Source organism: Streptomyces sp. NBC_01546 (assembly GCF_045208355.1).
Taxonomy (GTDB): domain Bacteria; phylum Actinomycetota; class Actinomycetes; order Streptomycetales; family Streptomycetaceae; genus Streptomyces.
Genome location: NZ_CP109379.1, coordinates 5,388,800 through 5,404,781, shown reverse-complemented (window position 1 = coordinate 5,404,781; position 15,982 = coordinate 5,388,800). Strand labels below are relative to the sequence as shown.

The window sequence follows — 15,982 nt, the reverse complement described above, 5'->3', positions numbered from 1 at the left end:
CCTCGGGCTACGCCTCGCGCGCGCCCTCGTACATCTCGTCGATCAGGTGCTTGAACTCACGCTCGACGACCGGGCGCTTCAGCTTGAGGCTCGGCGTCAGGTCACCGTGCTCGACGTCGAGGTCGCGCGGCAGCAGCCGGAACTTCTTGACCGTCTGCCACTTCTGCAGGCCCTCGTTCAGGGTCTGGACGTACGTCTCGATAAGCCGGGCGGTCTCCGGCGCGGCCAGCACCTGCGCGTACGTCTTGCCCTCCAGCCCGTTCTCGGCCGCCCACGTGAGGATGGACGGCTCGTCGAGCGCGATCAGGGCGGTGCAGAAGTTCCGGTCGGCGCCGTGCACGACGATGGTCGACACGTACGGGCAGATCGCCTTGAACCGGCCCTCGATCTCGGCCGGGGCGACGTACTTGCCGTTCGAGGTCTTGATCAGGTCCTTCTTGCGGTCCGTGATGCGCAGGTAGCCGTCGGGCGACAGCTCGCCGATGTCTCCCGTGTGCAGCCAGCCGTCGGACTCCAGGACCTCGGCGGTCTTCTCCGGCTGCCCGTGGTAGCCCTGCATGATGCCGGGACCGCGCAGCAGCACCTCGCCGTCCTCGGCGATGCGGACCTCGGTGCCGGGGAGCGGCTTGCCGACGGTGCCGGTGCGGTAGGCCTCGCCCGGGTTGACGAAGGAGGCCGCGCTCGACTCGGTGAGGCCGTAGCCCTCCAGGATGTGGATGCCGGCGCCGGAGAAGAAGTAGCCGATGTCGGGCGCCAGGGCGGAGGCGCCGGAGACGGCGGCGCGCAGCTTGCCGCCGAAGGCCTCGCGGAGCTTGGAGTAGACGAGCGCGTCGGCGATCTTGTGCTTGGTGGCGAGGCCGAACGGGGCGGTCGCCTGGCCGGTGCGCCGGAAGTTGTCCTGGGTGACCTTGGCGTACTCGCGGGCGACGCCGACCGACCACTGGAAGATCTTGTACTTGGCTCCGCCGCCGGCCCGGGCCTTGGCGGCCACGCCGTTGTAGACCTTCTCGAAGATGCGCGGAACGGCCGCCATGTACGTCGGCTGCACGATCGGCAGATTCTCGATGATCTTGTCGATCCGGCCGTCGACGGCGGTCACGTGCCCGACCTCGATCTGGCCGGAGGTCAGCACCTTGCCGAAGACGTGGGCCAGCGGCAGCCACAGGTACTGGACGTCGTCCGAGTGGATCATGCCCGTGGCGACGGTGGCCTTGGCCATGTACGACCAGTTGTCGTGCGGAAGCCGGACGCCCTTGGGGCGGCCCGTGGTGCCGGAGGTGTAGATGAGGGTGGCGAGCTGATCGGCGGTGATGGCCCCGATCCGCTCCTTGACCGCCTCGGGGTGCTTGGCCAGGTACTCCTTGCCGCGCGCCTCCAGATCGGCGAGCGAGAGCACCCAGCCCTCGGGGTCGCCCTCGGCGGCGACCGCGTCCGCGGCCTCCATGACCACCACGTGGGCGAGTTTCGGCAGGTCGGCGCGGCGCTCGCGCGCCTTGGCCAGCTGCTTGCCGTCCTCGGCGATGAGCACCCGGCTCTCGGAGTCCGCGAGGATGTACGCCGACTCCTCGGCGTTCGTGCTGGGGTAGATCGTGGTGACCGCGCCGCCGGCGCACATCACGCCCAGGTCGGCGAGGATCCACTCGACCCGGGTGTTGGAGGCGAGCGCGACCCGCTCCTCCGGCCCCAGGCCGAGGTCGGCCAGCCCGGCGGCGATGGCGAAGACCCGCTCGGCCGCCTGGCCCCAGCTGAGCGACTTCCAGTCGTCGGGGCCCTGGCCGTCGGCCGCGGGCACCGGGTACCGGTACGCCTCCGCATGAGGCGTGGCGGCCACGCGCTCAAGGAAGAGGGCCGCCACGGTGGGCGGGCGGTTCTCGATCAAGGTCTGTGTGTCGCTCACGACATCCTCCGGACCGGACCACGCGGCAGTGCGTGGGCGTGGGGCGCTTGGGCGGGCGCTTCGGGACTGGCGGGGTTTGAGACATAGCCAGCAGGTGACTGGCGAGTAACCATCGAGCAGTGATCAGACTAAAGGCCGTCCGCCGCCTGCGTAAGGGCCCGCATGCGGCCGGTTCATAACGAAAGAGGCCCCCACGCCAGAGCGTGAGGGCCTGCTTCCGCAGCGGTCGCGGGCGGCGCTACTTCTTCTTGCCGCCGGACTCGTCGCTGGAGAGGACGGCGATGAAGGCCTCCTGCGGGACCTCCACGGAACCGACCATCTTCATGCGCTTCTTGCCTTCCTTCTGCTTCTCCAGCAGCTTCCGCTTACGGGAGATGTCACCGCCGTAGCACTTGGCGAGGACGTCCTTGCGGATGGCGCGGATGGTCTCGCGGGCGATGACGCGGGAGCCGATCGCGGCCTGGATCGGGATCTCGAAGGCCTGCCGCGGGATGAGCTCGCGCAGCTTGGCGACCAGGCGCACGCCGTAGGCGTAGGCGGCGTCCTTGTGCGTGACGGCGGAGAAGGCGTCGACCTTGTCGCCGTGCAGCAGGATGTCGACCTTGACCAGTCCGGAAGCCTGCTCGCCGGTGGGTTCGTAGTCGAGGGAGGCGTAGCCGCGCGTCTTGGACTTCAGCTGGTCGAAGAAGTCGAAGACGATCTCCGCGAGCGGGAGCGTGTAGCGGATCTCGACCCGGTCCTCGGAGAGGTAGTCCATCCCGAGGAGGGTGCCGCGGCGCTGCTGGCAGAGCTCCATGATCGCGCCGATGAACTCGGAAGGCGCGAGCAGGGTCGCCCGGACGACCGGCTCGAACACGTCCGAAATCTTGCCCTCGGGGAACTCGCTCGGGTTGGTGACGGTGACTTCCTTGCCGTCCTCCATGACCACCCGGTAGACCACGTTGGGCGCGGTGGCAATCAGGTCGAGGCCGAACTCGCGCTCCAGGCGCTCGCGGACCACGTCCAGGTGGAGCAGGCCGAGGAAGCCGACGCGGAAGCCGAAGCCGAGCGCCGCCGAGGTCTCCGGCTCGTATACGAGCGCGGCGTCGTTGAGCTGCAGCTTGTCGAGGGCCTCGCGCAGGTCCGGGTAGTCCGATCCGTCGAGCGGGTACAGGCCCGAGAAGACCATCGGGCGCGGGTCCTTGTAGCCGCCGAGGGCCTCGGTGGCGCCGTTGTGCAGGCTGGTGATGGTGTCACCGACCTTGGACTGACGGACGTCCTTCACGCCGGTGATGATGTAGCCCACCTCGCCGACGCCGAGGCCGTCGGAGGGGGTCATCTCCGGGGAGGAGACGCCGATCTCCAGCAGCTCGTGCGTGGCGCCGGTGGACATCATCCGGATGCGCTCGCGCTTGTTGAGCTGGCCGTCGACGACACGGACGTAGGTGACCACGCCGCGGTACGAGTCGTAGACCGAGTCGAAGATCATCGCGCGGGCCGGGGCGTCCTTGGGGCCGACCGGGGCCGGAACCGTGGCGACGATCTTGTCGAGCAGCGCGTCGACGCCGAGACCGGTCTTCGCCGAGACGCGCAGCACGTCCTCGGGCTGGCAGCCGACCAGGTTCGCGAGCTCCTCGGCGAACTTCTCCGGCTGGGCGGCCGGCAGGTCGATCTTGTTCAGGACCGGGACGATCGCGAGGTCCTTCTCCATCGCCAGGTACAGGTTGGCGAGGGTCTGCGCCTCGATGCCCTGGGCGGCGTCCACCAGGAGGACCGTGCCCTCGCAGGCGGCGAGGGAGCGCGAGACCTCGTAGGTGAAGTCGACGTGCCCGGGGGTGTCGATCATGTTGAGGATGTGGGTGCCGCCCTGACCCTCGCCCGTGGTGGGCGCCCAGGGCAGTCGGACCGCCTGGGACTTGATCGTGATGCCTCGCTCACGCTCGATGTCCATGCGGTCGAGGTACTGGGCGCGCATCTGCCGCTGGTCGACCACACCGGTGAGCTGGAGCATCCGGTCGGCAAGGGTCGACTTGCCGTGGTCGATGTGCGCGATGATGCAGAAATTGCGGATCAGCGCCGGGTCGGTACGGCTCGGCTCGGGCACGTGGCTGGGGATCGCGGGCACGCAGTGTCCTGATTCTCGGTCGCAGTCGGAACTCGGAACGAAGTCTGAGTCCTCCCATGGTCCCATGGACGGGGCAGTGCGCTCGGTTTGGGCCGCCAGGAGCGTGCCTGGTAGCCTGGGCAGCTGTGTCTCGTATGCCCTCTCAGCTGTCGAGGCACAATCCGAAGATCAAATCTCTGAACCTGAAAAGGCTCTTTCGTGGCGAACATCAAGTCCCAGATCAAGCGGAACAAGACGAACGAGAAGGCGCGCCTGCGCAACAAGGCCGTCAAGTCCTCGCTCAAGACCGCGATCCGCAAGGCCCGCGAGGCCGTCCTCGCCGGTGACGCCGAGAAGGCCACCGTGGCTTCTCGCGCCGCCGCGCGTGCGCTCGACAAGGCTGTCTCGAAGGGTGTCATCCACAAGAACGCCGCCGCCAACAAGAAGTCGGCGCTGGCCACCAAGGTTGCCTCCCTGCAGGGCTGAGCTCTGATGTGATCGCCGGAACGGACCCAGCGGGCCCTCTCTCCCGCTCCTGACCGGCACCCCGCGCCGTACACGAAGCGTTCGCCACGCGGGTACGGCGCACAAAGGCAATACGACGAAGGCCCCGGCCGGCACCCTTCCCCAGGGTGCGGCCGGGGCCTTCGTGCTACCCGGACAGTTCCGGACAGGGCCTAGCCGCGCTGGGGGCGGGCCGCGCGGGCCACGGCCACGACCGCCTTCTCCAGGGCGTACTCGGGATCGTCGCCGCCGCCCTTGACCCCGGCGTCCGCGGCGGCCACGGCGCGCAGGGCGTCAGCGACGCCGTCGGCCGACCAGCCGCGCATCTGCTGGCGGACCCGGTCGATCTTCCAGGGCGGCATGCCCAGGTCCCGGGCGAGGTCGCCGGGGCGGGCCCCGCGCGGGGCGGAGGCCAGCTTGCCGATCGCGCGCACCGCCTGGGCCAGGGCGCTGGTGATCAGGACCGGCGCCACCCCGGTGGACAGGGACCACCGCAGGGCTTCGAGGGCCTCCGCCGCACGCCCCTCGACCGCCCGGTCGGCGACCGTGAAGCTGGAGGCCTCGGCCCGGCCCGTGTAGTAGCGGCCGACCACGGCCTCGTCGATGGTGCCCTCGACGTCCGCGCACAGCTGCGCCGCCGCACTCGCCAGCTCCCGCAGGTCGCTGCCGATCGCGTCGACCAGGGTCTGGCACGCCTCCGGGGTCGCCGACCGGCCCAGCGTGCGGAATTCGCCCCGTACGAAGGCCAGCCGGTCCGCCGGCTTCGTCATCTTCGGGCAGGCGATCTCCCGGGCGCCCGCCTTGCGCGCCGCGTCCAGCAGGCCCTTGCCCTTGGCGCCGCCCGCGTGGAGGAGGACGAGGATGATCTCCTCGTAGGGCGCGTCGAGGTACGCCTTCACCTCCTTGACCGAGTCGGCGGACAGGTCCTGCGCGTTGCGCACGATCAGGACCTTGCGCTCGGAGAAGAGCGAAGGGCTCGTCAGCTCGGCCAGCGTGCCGGGCTGGAGCTGCTCGGAGGCGAGGTCGCGAACGTCCGTGTCGGCGTCGGCGGCGCGGGCGGCCGCCACCACCTCCCGTACGGCACGGTCGAGCAGCAGGTCCTCCTGCCCCACCGCAAGGGTGAGCGGGGCAAGCGGATCGTCGGTGGAGTTCTTCCTGGTGGCCATCGGCTCCAGCATCCCATGCCGCACTGACAGCCCCCGGCGGCGCGGCCCCCCTGACCCGATGCTCGAGAATGGTCGCGTGAACGTGCGACATGTACTCGTCCTGCCCGACCGTGACGCCGCCGAGGAGGTGGCGCAGGAGGCCCTCGACCGCTTCGGCCTCCCGGAGGAACCGCGGTTGGTCCGCGACGCCCTGGCCGGTGAGGACGACGCCGAGGACGCCCAGTGGCTGGTGGTCGTCGAGGACCCGCGGGAGCTGCTCGACACCGCCTCGCTGGACGCCCTCGCCGCCGAGTACGAGGGCTGGCTGGAGGCCCCGTAGAAGGAGGGGCCGCAGAAGGAGGGCCCGCCTCAGGCCTTGTGGACGATCTGCACGTCCAGCGTCACTTCCACGCTCGAACCGATCGCCGCGATGCCGTGCGCCAGCACCGACTGCCAGTTCAGGGTGAAGTCCTCGCGGTGCAGTTCGGTGGTGGCCCGGCAGGCGGCGCGCGGCTCGCCCTCCAGTCCCGTGCCCAGCCCCAGGTACTGGGTGTCCAGGGTGACGGAGCGGCTGGCCCCGTGCAGGGTCAGGGCGCCCGCGACGGCCCAGCGGCTGCCGCTGCGGTGGATGAACCGTTCGCTGTAGAACTCCACCGTCGGGTACCGGGCGGCGTCCAGGAAGTCGCCGGACCTCAGGTGGTCGTCGCGCAGCCGCACCCCGGTGTCGATGCTCGCCGCATCGATGATCACGTGCATGGAGGAGTCTTCCATGCGGTCGGCTATCCGTACCGCGCCGGCGAAGGTGTTGAACCGGCCGCCGATCCTTGCGAAGCCGATGTGCCGGGCCGTGAAGGCGATCGACGAGTGCGTCGGGTCGAGCTCCCAGTGGCCGGGCTGCGGCAGCAGCGGCGGCTCCACCGCGTCGAGGATGATCTCCCCGGTGCCGGGCTGCGCCGGGTCCCCCACCAGCGTCGCCCCATGGAACGGCGCGTACCCCTCGGCGGTGACGGAGAGCCGGTACTCGCCCTCCGGCACGGCCGCCGTGAACCCGCCGTACGGGTCGGTCTCGCCCCTGACGATCCGGCGCCCGATCGGGTCGGTCACCTCGAACGTGGCCTGCCTGACCGGCTGGTGGACGGTGTCGAGAACCCGGCAGCTGAGCAGACCTGCCCTCGGTGGCAGTGTCAGTGTCGCGGATGTGTGCGGGCTGGAACTTCCGGCCGTCTCCATCCCCCGTCGGCGTCCGAACATGGCTGATGCACCCCCGTGCTGTGTGGACTTGGACCGTTCTGGCGAAAACGCATTCGATCATGCTGCCGGGTTGTGGGCAAACAGAATGACCGCCCCCGCGATGCCCGCGACGCTCCCGCCGCCGGCCGGCCGGAAACACCCGCATTTCCGGGCCGCTGCCGGACACGGCGATCGACCCGTCGGTGTCGGTTCGCAGTACGGCCGCCCCCGACTCCCGCAGCCGGGCGAGCGTACCGGGTGCGGGGTGCCCGTAACGATTGGCCGCGCCGACGGGGACCACGGCGAGCCGGGGCCGGAGCCGCGCGTACAGCTCCGGGTCCTGGTGCGCGGAGCCGTGGTGCGCGACCTTGACGACATCCACCGGACCCAGGTGCGGATGGTCCCTCAAGAGGGCCTGCTGCGCGGCCGGTTCGAGGTCGCCGAGCAGGAGCAGGGTCAGCCCCGCACCCCGGACCAGCAGGGCGACGCTCGCATCGTTGGGCCCCTCGGGCGGCGGCCCGGCCGCCGGCGGCCAGAGCACCTGCCACTCGAGCGGTCCGGCCCGCCGCCGCTCCCCCGCCACCGCCCGTACGACGGGTACGTCCGCGCCGGCCGCGGTCCGGTGGACCAACTGCGCCTGCCCCGGCGGCTCTTCCAGCGTGGTGGTCTGAATCACACCCACCGACCGGCCCCGCAACACCCCGGACAGGCCTCCCACGTGGTCGGCGTGAAAGTGCGTCAGCACCAGCATCGGCACCCGGCGCACGCCCAGGGCACGCAGGCAGGCATCCACGGGAGCGGGATCGGGCCCGGCGTCCACCACCAGGGCCTCGCCCGGGCCGAGGGCCAGTACCGCGGCGTCCCCCTGCCCCACGGCGCACTGCACGTAGCTCCAGTCGGGTGGCGGCCAGCCGGTGAGGGTACGGGTGAGCTGCGGCGGCCGCAGTACGGCCAGGAGCAGCAGCACCGCCAGGGCGGAGCAGACCCACCGCCGCCTGCCGATCCGGGCGCCGAGCAGTACGACGGCCACCGTGGCGGCGGCCAGCAGCAGCCCGCCGGTGAGCCCGCCCGGCCAGGCCAGTTCCGCGCCCGGGAGCCGCGCCCCGGCCCGGGCCACGGCGGCGATCCACCCCGCGGGCACCCCCGCGCACCAGGCGAGCACCCGCGCGGCGGACATCCACAGCGGGGCCACGGCGAGCGCCGCGAAGCCGAGCACCGTCGCCGGACCGGCCGCCAGCTCGGCCAGCAGGTTGCACGGCACCGCCACGAGGCTGACCCGGGCGGAGAGCGCCGCGACCACGGGCGCACACACCGCCTGGGCGGCCGCGGCAGCCCCCAGCGCCTCGGCGAACCGGGGCCGCATCCCGCGCCCGCGCAGGGCCGCGCTCCACCGGGGCGCGAGGGTGAGCAGGGCGCCGGTGGCCAGGACCGAGAGCAGGAATCCGTAACTGCGGGCCAGCCAGGGGTCGTAGAGGACCAGCAGCAGAACGGCGGCGCCCAGCGCCGGGATCAGGGACCTGCGCCGCCCCGTGGCGAGGGCCAGCAGGGTGACCGCCCCGCAGGCCGCGGCCCGCAGCACGCTCGGCTCCGGCCGGCACACCACCACGAACGCCAGCGTCAGGGCCGCCCCGCACAGGGCGGTGGCCCGCAGCGAGAGCCCGAGCCGGGGCGCCAGCCCGCGCCGCTCGGCCTGCTGCGCACGGGCCGGGGGCCCGATGAGCAGGAACAGCACCACGGTCAGGTTGGACCCGGACACGGCCAGCAGGTGCAGCAGGTCGGTGGCCTTGAAGGCCTCGTGGAGATCGGGCGGAACCCTGGACGTGTCCCCGACGACCAGCCCCGGCAGCAGGGCCCTGGCATCCGGCGCCAGCCCCTCGGTGGCCTCGCGCAGCCCGGCCCGCAATCGCCCGGCGAGCCGCTGCGCGGTGTCCGGGCCGCCGGTCACCGCGGGCAGGGTGTCACCGGCCGGCCGCAGCAGCGCCACGGCCCGCTCGCCCTCCCGCGCCGGGGCCAGCCGGGCGACGACCGCCACCCGGGTGGAGGGCAGCAGCCGGGCCCATCCGGGGTGCCCGGCCAGCACCCGCACCGGGGTCTCGACCCGGGTCCGCGCCCCGTCGGGCCCGGTCACCCCGGTCACCACCGCGTCCAGCGCCACCACCGGCGGCCCGCTCCCGCTCCGGGCGACCCGCGGATCGGAACCGACGGTGAGCTCCGCGAGGACGCGGGCGTGCTCCCGGGCCAGTCCCGCCACGGGCCCGGCCCGTGCCTCGGCCCGCTGGAGCCCGGCCACCCCGGCCCCCGCGGCCCCCGCGCAGGCGCACAGCAGGGCCGCAGCCAACGCCGGGGCGGCTCTCCACCGGGTTCCGGGACTCCGGCACCCGGCCAGGAGCAGCAGCCCCGCTCCGGCCACGCCCACGCCCACCCCGACGGCGGTCGGTCCGGCGGGCGCGTCCAGGGCGAGGGCGGCCGCCGCCCAGGCGGCCAGGGCCGGCGCCACCAGGCGGAGGTCCGCCGGCCCCGCGTCCTCGGGGCGGTTCACGGCCGCACCAGCGTGCGCAGGTCGGCGAAGCGCCGTTCGCCGATCCCGTTGACCTGCCGGAGCTCCTCCACGGAGCGGAAGCCCCCGCGGGCGGTGCGGAATTCCACGATGTGCTGCGCCAGCACCGGCCCGACCCCCGGCAGGCCGTCCAGCTGCTCGACGGTGGCCGAGCCGAGGCTGAGCGGGCCCGGACTCGGCCCTCCCCCGCCCGGCGGAGGCGGCGCAGGGGCTCCCACGAGCACCTGCTCGCCGTCCACCAGCACCCGGGCCCTGTTCAGTCCGGTGGTGTCCGTACCGGGCCGCACACCTCCCGCGGCGGCCAGTGCGTCCTCGACCCGCGAACCCGCGGGCAGCCGCCGCACACCCGGGTCCCGGACCTTGCCGCCGATGTCGACGACGACCCGCGCGGCGCCTCCCGCCAGGGGCGGTGCGGTCGCCCCGGCCGCAGCCGGCGCCGCTGCCGGGGTGATCACCGCGGGCGCTGTCACCGGCCTCGGTGAGGCCGACCAGAACTGCTGCGCGGCGAAGCCGACCGCGATGACCAGCACCATCCCGACCGCGGCCACCGTGCGCGGCTCCACCCCGCAGCGGGCCTGGAACCACACCGGCAGCCGCTCCCGCAGGGCCAGCCTCCGCGCCACATCGGGAGACAGCCCGGCGGTCTCCTCGGCCGGGGGCCCGGGATCGGCCTCGGACGGGGGCAGAGGCGGACTGCTGCCGCCGAGCAAGGCTTCGGCCCGACGGCGCACGGCTTCCGGCTCCGCATGAGGGGCCCGGTGACCGCGGCGGACGCCATGGCCGCGGCGGTGTCGCAGACGGCCGTCGGAGAGACGGGGTCGGCCCGGGCCGCTGGTGGCGCCCGACGGATGCGAAGTACGCGTTCGAAGAGTCATGCCACGACGGTAGGTACGAATCCCGGCCCCCGTTCGGAACCCTCAATTCCGGTGGACAACAGCCCCGTTGTGGATATCCGTGCCACTCGTTCCGGTGATCCGCACGGCGATCCGCACGGCGATCCACACAACACTCAGCCCCGTGCTCGCCCCGGCGCTCAGCCCCGTGCTCGGCTCCGCCCCGCTGTTCAGCGCGGCGAGACGACCGCCGCCAGCAGCCCCGGCCCGGTGTGCGCTCCGATCACCGCACCGACCTCGCTGACGTGCAGTTCGACCAGCCCGGGAATGCGTTCCCGCAACCGCTGGGCGAGCTTCTCGGCGCGCTCCGGCGCCGCCAGGTGGTGCACCGCGACATCGACGCTGCCCGACCCGGCGCGCTCCACGGCCAGCTCCTCCAGGCGGGCGATGGCCTTGGAGGCCGTACGCACCTTCTCCAGCATCTCGATCCGCCCGTCGGCCAGGGTCAGCAGCGGCTTCACCGCCAGGGCCGAGCCGAGGAGGGCCTGGGCGGCCCCGATCCGCCCGCCGCGGCGGAGGTAGTCGAGGGTGTCGACGTAGAAGTACGCGGACATGTTCGCCGCCCGCTTCTCGGCGGCGGCCACCGCCTCGTCGACGGAACCGCCCGCCTCGGCCACCTCGGCGGCGGCGAGCGCGCAGAAACCGAGGGCCATCGCGACCATGCCGGTGTCCACGACACGGACGGGCACGGGCGCGGTCCTCGCCGCGACCACGGCGGCGTCGTAGGTACCGGAGAACTCGGCGGACAGGTGCAGGCTCACGATGCCGGTCGCACCCGCGTCCGCGGCCGCCCGGTACGCCCGGACGAACTCCTCCGGGCTGGGCCTCGAGGTGGTGACCGACCGGCGCTTCTGCAGGGCCAGGGCGAGGCTGCGCGCCGAGATCTCGGTGCCCTCCTCCAGGGCCTCGCCGCCGAGTACCACGGTGAGCGGGACGGAGGTGATTCCGTGCCGCGCCATGGCCGGTTGGGGCAGGTAGGCCGTGGAATCGGTGACGATGGCGACATGGCGGGACATGAGCCGGAGGTTACCGCCAGTGGGGGTGCGACGGCAGCCTGGGCCCCTCGGCGGGGCCGCTGGCCGGGTCCCGGCAGCGGCCAGAGCCTACGGCACCCAGGTCACGGCATCCGGCCCCGCACGCCCCGGATCAGGTGGTGCTCTCCGGCCGGCGTGCCTTCTGCCAGGGGTACTGGGGCGCCGGAGCGGCCCGGTTCAGCGCCGCCGGCCCCGGCCCCGAACCCGCACCCCGGCCATGCGCCGCCTGCGCCTGCGCAGCGCCCTGTGCCGCACCCTGTGCCGCACCCTGCGCCTGCGCCGCGTCCCACGCCGCGGCCGCCGCCGTCAGGTCGTCCACCGACTCCCGCGACCAGTCCCGCAGCGCCCCGGACTCGACCTCGATCTGCTCCGACAGCGTGGACAGGTCGTCGGCCGCGAACCGGCGCGCACGATCCCGCGCGGCCCACCGCAGCGAGTCCGCCGCCTGCGTGATCTTGGCGGTGCGCTCGCGCAGGTCGGGCAGGCTCTCGGCGATCCTCCGCCGGTCCGGCTCCTGCTCCAGCCGCTTCAGCTCTGCGTCCAGCTCCTGCCCGTGCTCGCTCAGCCGCCGGAACAGCCCGATGGACTCCTTCAGCGAGGCATCCGACCGGACCCCGTCAGACAGCGCCTGCTGCGTCGCCCGCATCGACATCCGCAGGTCCAGCCGCAGCTGCGCCAGTGCCCCCGCGACCCCGACCTGGCCCAGGCTCCTGGCCCGCAGCGTGGTGTCCTCCACCGTCCGGCGGGCCTGTGTGATCGTACGATCCACGCCGCGCTTGGCCGCCTTCACCACCTTGACCGTGGCGTACACGCCCAGCCCCAGGAAGGCGAAAAGCACCATCAGCGCGAAGATGATCAACGCGGCCTCCATGAGTGTCCCTTCCCCGGTCCCCGCTGCTCTTGTCCGTCCCCTCCACCGTAAACGCCACAGGCAGGTTGAGGGTTCCAATCGAACCCCCAACCTGCCCGTACGGGATGTCCCCCATGGCAAGCGGGTGACTCAGACGACGATGTTCACCAGCTTCGGCGCGCGCACGATCACCTTGCGGATCTCCGCACCGCCCAGGGCCGCGACCACGCCCTCATCGCTGACCGCCAGCTGCTCCAGCTCCGCGTCCGAGATCGTCGGCGGCACCTCCAGGCGCGCCTTGACCTTGCCCTTGACCTGCACCACGCACGTCACGCTCTCGTCCACGACGTACGCCGGGTCCGCGACCGGGAAGTCCTGGTGGACCACCGTGTCGCTGTGGCCCAGGCGGTGCCACAGCTCCTCCGCGATGTGCGGGGCCAGCGGGGCGACCAGTCGCACCAGCGCCTCGGCGACCGGCCGCTCCAGCGGGCGCCCGGCCTTGGTCAGGGTGTTGTTCAGCTCGGTGATCTTCGCGATGGCCGTGTTGAACCGCAGCCCCGCCATGTCCGAGCCGGCCCCGTCGATGGCCTTGTGCAGCGCGCGCAGCGTGTCCTCGCCCGGCTCCCCGTCCACGACGGTGACCTGGCCGGTCTCCTCGTCGACGATGTTGCGCCACAGACGCTGCAGCAGCCGGTACTGGCCGACCACGGCCCGGGTGTCCCACGGACGCGAGACGTCCAGCGGGCCCATCGCCATCTCGTACAGGCGCAGGGTGTCCGCGCCGTACTCCTCGCAGATCTCATCGGGCGTGACGGCGTTCTTCAGGGACTTGCCCATCTTGCCCAGCTCGCGCTTGACCGGCTCGCCCTCGAAGTAGAACTTGCCGTCGCGCTCCTCGACCTCCGTGGCCGACACCGGGAAGCCGCGCTCGTCGCGGTAGACGTACGCCTGGATCATGCCCTGGTTGTAGAGCTTGTGGAACGGCTCGACCGACGAGACGTGACCCAGGTCGAACAGCACCTTCGACCAGAAGCGGGCGTACAGCAGGTGCAGCACCGCGTGCTCGGCGCCGCCCACGTACAGGTCGACACCGCCGTGCGGCTGACCCTCGCGCGGGCCCATCCAGTACTGCTCGATCGCCGGGTCGACCAGCGCCTCGGAGTTGTTCGGGTCCAGGTAACGCAGCTCGTACCAGCAGGAACCGGCCCAGTTCGGCATGGTGTTGGTCTCGCGCCGGTAGCGCTTGACGCCCTCGCCGCGGCCCAGGTCCAGCTCGACCTCGACCCAGTCCGCCTTGCGGGACAGCGGGGTCTCCGGCTTGGAGGTGGCGTCGTCCGGCTCGAAGGTGCGCGGCGAGTAGTCCTCGACCTCCGGCAGCTCCAGCGGCAGCATCGACTCCGGCAGCGGGTGGGCGACGCCGTCCTCGTCGTAGACGATCGGGAAGGGCTCTCCCCAGTAGCGCTGGCGGCTGAACAGCCAGTCGCGCAGCCGGAAGTTGACCGTGCCCTCGCCGATGCGGCGCCCGGCCAGCCAGTCGGTGATGGCGGCCTTGGCCTCGACGACGCCCAGGCCGTCCAGGGAGATGCCCTCGCCCGCGGAGTTGACCAGCTTCGCCTCGGAGGAGACGAAGGCGTCGTCCCACTCGGCCGGGTCGGTGCCCCGCCCGTCGTTCGGCTGCACGACGCAGCGCATCGGCAGCTCGAAGGCGCGCGCGAACTCGAAGTCGCGGCCGTCGTGCGCCGGTACGGCCATGATCGCGCCGGTGCCGTAGCCCATCAGCACGTAGTCGGCGATGAAGACCGGGACCTTCTCGCCGCTGACCGGGTTGACCGCGTACTCACCGGTGAAGACACCGGTCTTGTCCTTGGCCTCGGCCTGACGCTCGACGTCGGACTTCGAGGCGGCCTGCTTGCGGTACGCGGTGACGGCGTCGGCCGGCGTGGCGTGTCCGCCGGTCCACACCTCGTGGGTGCCCTCGGGCCAGGCGGCCGGAATGAACTTCTCGACCAGCGGGTGCTCGGGCGCCAGCACCATGTAGGTGGCGCCGAACAGGGTGTCCGGGCGGGTGGTGAAGACGGTGATCGCCTCGTCGCCCAGCGGGAAGTCGACGCGCGCGCCCTCGCTGCGGCCGATCCAGTTCCGCTGCTGCAGCTTGATGGCCTCGGGCCAGTCCAGCGCGTCCAGGTCGTCCAGCAGCCGGTCCGCGTAGGCGGTGATGCGCATGTTCCACTGGCTCAGCTTGGCCTTGAAGACCGGGAAGTTGCCGCGCTCGGAACGGCCGTCGGAGGTAACCTCCTCGTTGGCCAGTACGGTGCCCAGCCCGGGGCACCAGTTGACGGGCGCGTCCGAGGAGTACGCCAGCCGGTACTCGTTCAGTACGTCGGCCCGCTCGCCCGCGGTCAGCTCCGCCCAGGCGCGGCCTCCGGGCACCTCACGGGAGCCGCTCTCGAAGTCGGCGACCAGCTCGGCGATCGGACGGGCCTTGCGCGCGTCCGTGTCGTACCAGGAGTTGTAGATCTGCAGGAAGATCCACTGGGTCCACTTGTAGTAGTCCGGGTCGATCGTCGCGAAGGACCGGCGCTTGTCGTGGCCCAGGCCCAGCCGGCGCAGCTGGACCTTCATGTTCTCGATGTTCGCCTCGGTCGACACGCGCGGGTGCGTACCGGTCTGCACCGCGTACTGCTCGGCCGGCAGGCCGAAGGCGTCGAAGCCCAGGGTGTGCAGGACGTTGTGCCCGGTCATCCGCTGGTGGCGGGCGAAGACATCGGTGGCGATGTACCCGAGCGGGTGGCCGACGTGCAGCCCCGCGCCGGACGGGTACGGGAACATGTCCATGATGAACTTCTTGGGCCGTGCGACCACCGCGGCCGCCTGAATTGAATCAGTACCGGCCAGGTCACCCGTCGGGTTCGGGGCCTCGTACGTGCCCTGCGCGTCCCATACGTCCTGCCAGCGTGCCTCGATGTCGGCGGCCATGGCAGCCGTGTAACGGTGCCCCTCGGCCGCCTCGGGGGCCGGGGTGTTCGTCTCGCTCATGATTTCTGAAGCTCCATCGATCGTCTCTGCCGTCTCTGCCTGCCCAAACGAAAAAACCCCTCGCACAGGAGGGGACGCCGCGCCGATGCCGACCGTCTGGAAGGGTCGGTACTGATCAGCGCGGCTCGGTAAGCAGAAGGCGTACGGCACGCATGGCGTCAGGGTACCGCAGCGGCCCCCGCCGACGCTCTGCCGTTCCGAACGGTGAGCACACGACGAGAAGCGGGCCACCCGATCCGGGTGGCCCGCTTCTTCACTGTGGAGCTAAGGAGAATTGAACTCCTGACCTCCTGCATGCCATGCAGGCGCTCTACCAACTGAGCTATAGCCCCTTGTCTTGCCTGCCGCCCGGCTTCCGTTTCCGGCTCTCCTTGGCGACGTCCCAAACATTACACGGTCATGGCCCTGGTCCAAAAATCGGTTTCCGTCGACCGAAGGCCATGCCCGATTTGACCTATTCGTCACGCTCTTGCGAACTGATAGAACCGCTTGAGCGTGCAGTGCTCGTCGAGCAGCCGGCCGTAGATCGGCTCCCCCTCCAGCTCACGGTACGTCTCGATCGGGTCGCCTTTTATGATCAGCGCCCGCGCGCATTCCTCGCACCAGTACTGGTAGTCGGGGTTGACCGGGTCCATGTCCCGCACGATCGGCGTGCCGTTGTTGCACCAGTCGCACCGGCGCCGGTGTGCACCCATCCGTCAGCGACTCCCTCCCGCATCGGGCCGTCGTCTCCCCCTCCGGCCGTCCGATTCT

At 71.8% G+C, this 15,982-nt stretch carries 11 protein-coding genes, 1 tRNA gene and 1 pseudogene; 2 read left to right on the top strand and 11 right to left on the bottom strand.

The window, feature by feature from the left end; translation table 11 throughout:
- Positions 1–7: 7 nt before the first annotated feature.
- Positions 8–1,897: an AMP-dependent synthetase/ligase gene (locus tag OHA89_RS24680; RefSeq protein ID WP_406367116.1), complete on the bottom strand. Its 1,890-nt coding sequence runs from the start codon at positions 1,895–1,897 to the stop codon at positions 8–10.
- Between the two features lie 238 nt (positions 1,898–2,135).
- Positions 2,136–4,001 (bottom strand): translation elongation factor 4, encoded by a 1,866-nt coding sequence (gene lepA / locus OHA89_RS24675; RefSeq protein WP_215141894.1) that lies wholly within the window; start codon positions 3,999–4,001, stop codon positions 2,136–2,138.
- 198 nt (positions 4,002–4,199) lie between these two features.
- Between lepA and rpsT the strand changes: the two genes are divergently transcribed.
- Positions 4,200–4,466 carry a 30S ribosomal protein S20 gene (gene rpsT, locus OHA89_RS24670; protein WP_215141886.1) on the top strand — a complete coding sequence of 89 codons (267 nt, stop codon included), beginning with the start codon at positions 4,200–4,202 and terminating at the stop codon, positions 4,464–4,466.
- A gap of 191 nt (positions 4,467–4,657) precedes the next feature.
- Here rpsT and holA read toward each other — a convergent pair whose 3' ends face one another.
- On the bottom strand, positions 4,658–5,650 hold the full coding sequence (gene holA / locus OHA89_RS24665; RefSeq protein ID WP_266609744.1) for a DNA polymerase III subunit delta: 993 nt from the start codon (positions 5,648–5,650) through the stop codon (positions 4,658–4,660).
- Between the two features lie 58 nt (positions 5,651–5,708).
- Between holA and OHA89_RS24660 the strand changes: the two genes are divergently transcribed.
- Positions 5,709–5,969, top strand: coding sequence for a hypothetical protein (locus OHA89_RS24660; protein ID WP_215141882.1), 261 nt, complete (start codon positions 5,709–5,711; stop codon positions 5,967–5,969).
- Positions 5,970–5,998: 29 nt separating this feature from the next.
- On the opposite strand, the gene OHA89_RS24655 is transcribed toward OHA89_RS24660, so the two are convergent.
- The 8 genes and pseudogenes from OHA89_RS24655 to OHA89_RS24620 all read right to left on the bottom strand — a co-directional run bounded on the left by OHA89_RS24655 (position 5,999) and on the right by OHA89_RS24620 (position 15,924).
- Complete coding sequence (locus OHA89_RS24655) at positions 5,999–6,880, bottom strand: YceI family protein (protein WP_406367114.1); 882 nt, start codon at positions 6,878–6,880, stop codon at positions 5,999–6,001.
- A gap of 136 nt (positions 6,881–7,016) precedes the next feature.
- A pseudogene (locus tag OHA89_RS24650) lies at positions 7,017–9,398 on the bottom strand (ComEC/Rec2 family competence protein); the annotation flags it as partial.
- Positions 9,395–10,291: a ComEA family DNA-binding protein gene (locus OHA89_RS24645; protein ID WP_266609742.1), complete on the bottom strand. Its 897-nt coding sequence runs from the start codon at positions 10,289–10,291 to the stop codon at positions 9,395–9,397. The pseudogene OHA89_RS24650 and the gene OHA89_RS24645, both read right to left, overlap by 4 nt.
- A 188-nt stretch (positions 10,292–10,479) precedes the next feature.
- A complete protein-coding gene (locus OHA89_RS24640; protein WP_215141878.1) occupies positions 10,480–11,325 on the bottom strand; it encodes a DegV family protein in 846 nt (281 codons plus the stop codon).
- A gap of 130 nt (positions 11,326–11,455) precedes the next feature.
- Positions 11,456–12,214, bottom strand: coding sequence for a hypothetical protein (locus tag OHA89_RS24635; RefSeq protein ID WP_266609741.1), 759 nt, complete (start codon positions 12,212–12,214; stop codon positions 11,456–11,458).
- 129 nt (positions 12,215–12,343) lie between these two features.
- The gene (gene leuS, locus OHA89_RS24630) at positions 12,344–15,229 is read right to left on the bottom strand and encodes a leucine--tRNA ligase (protein WP_406367112.1); all 2,886 of its coding nucleotides are present in this window, start codon (positions 15,227–15,229) and stop codon (positions 12,344–12,346) included.
- 259 nt (positions 15,230–15,488) lie between these two features.
- Positions 15,489–15,561: transfer RNA gene (locus tag OHA89_RS24625), tRNA-Ala, on the bottom strand.
- A gap of 129 nt (positions 15,562–15,690) precedes the next feature.
- Complete coding sequence (locus OHA89_RS24620) at positions 15,691–15,924, bottom strand: hypothetical protein (protein ID WP_008738908.1); 234 nt, start codon at positions 15,922–15,924, stop codon at positions 15,691–15,693.
- Between the last annotated feature and the right edge of the window lie 58 nt (positions 15,925–15,982).

What these genes read in the sequence shown, in the direction of transcription:
- OHA89_RS24640 (WP_215141878.1), bottom strand. Translation starts at nt 11,325, where the DNA reads ATGTCCCGCCATGTCGCCATCGTCACCGATTCCACGGCCTACCTGCCC.
- OHA89_RS24635 (WP_266609741.1), bottom strand. Translation starts at nt 12,214, where the DNA reads ATGGAGGCCGCGTTGATCATCTTCGCGCTGATGGTGCTTTTCGCCTTC.
- OHA89_RS24655 (WP_406367114.1), bottom strand. Translation starts at nt 6,880, where the DNA reads ATGTTCGGACGCCGACGGGGGATGGAGACGGCCGGAAGTTCCAGCCCG.
- OHA89_RS24645 (WP_266609742.1), bottom strand. Translation starts at nt 10,291, where the DNA reads ATGACTCTTCGAACGCGTACTTCGCATCCGTCGGGCGCCACCAGCGGC.
- OHA89_RS24620 (WP_008738908.1), bottom strand. Translation starts at nt 15,924, where the DNA reads ATGGGTGCACACCGGCGCCGGTGCGACTGGTGCAACAACGGCACGCCG.
- holA (WP_266609744.1), bottom strand. Translation starts at nt 5,650, where the DNA reads ATGGCCACCAGGAAGAACTCCACCGACGATCCGCTTGCCCCGCTCACC.
- OHA89_RS24660 (WP_215141882.1), top strand. Translation starts at nt 5,709, where the DNA reads ATGCTCGAGAATGGTCGCGTGAACGTGCGACATGTACTCGTCCTGCCC.
- leuS (WP_406367112.1), bottom strand. Translation starts at nt 15,229, where the DNA reads ATGAGCGAGACGAACACCCCGGCCCCCGAGGCGGCCGAGGGGCACCGT.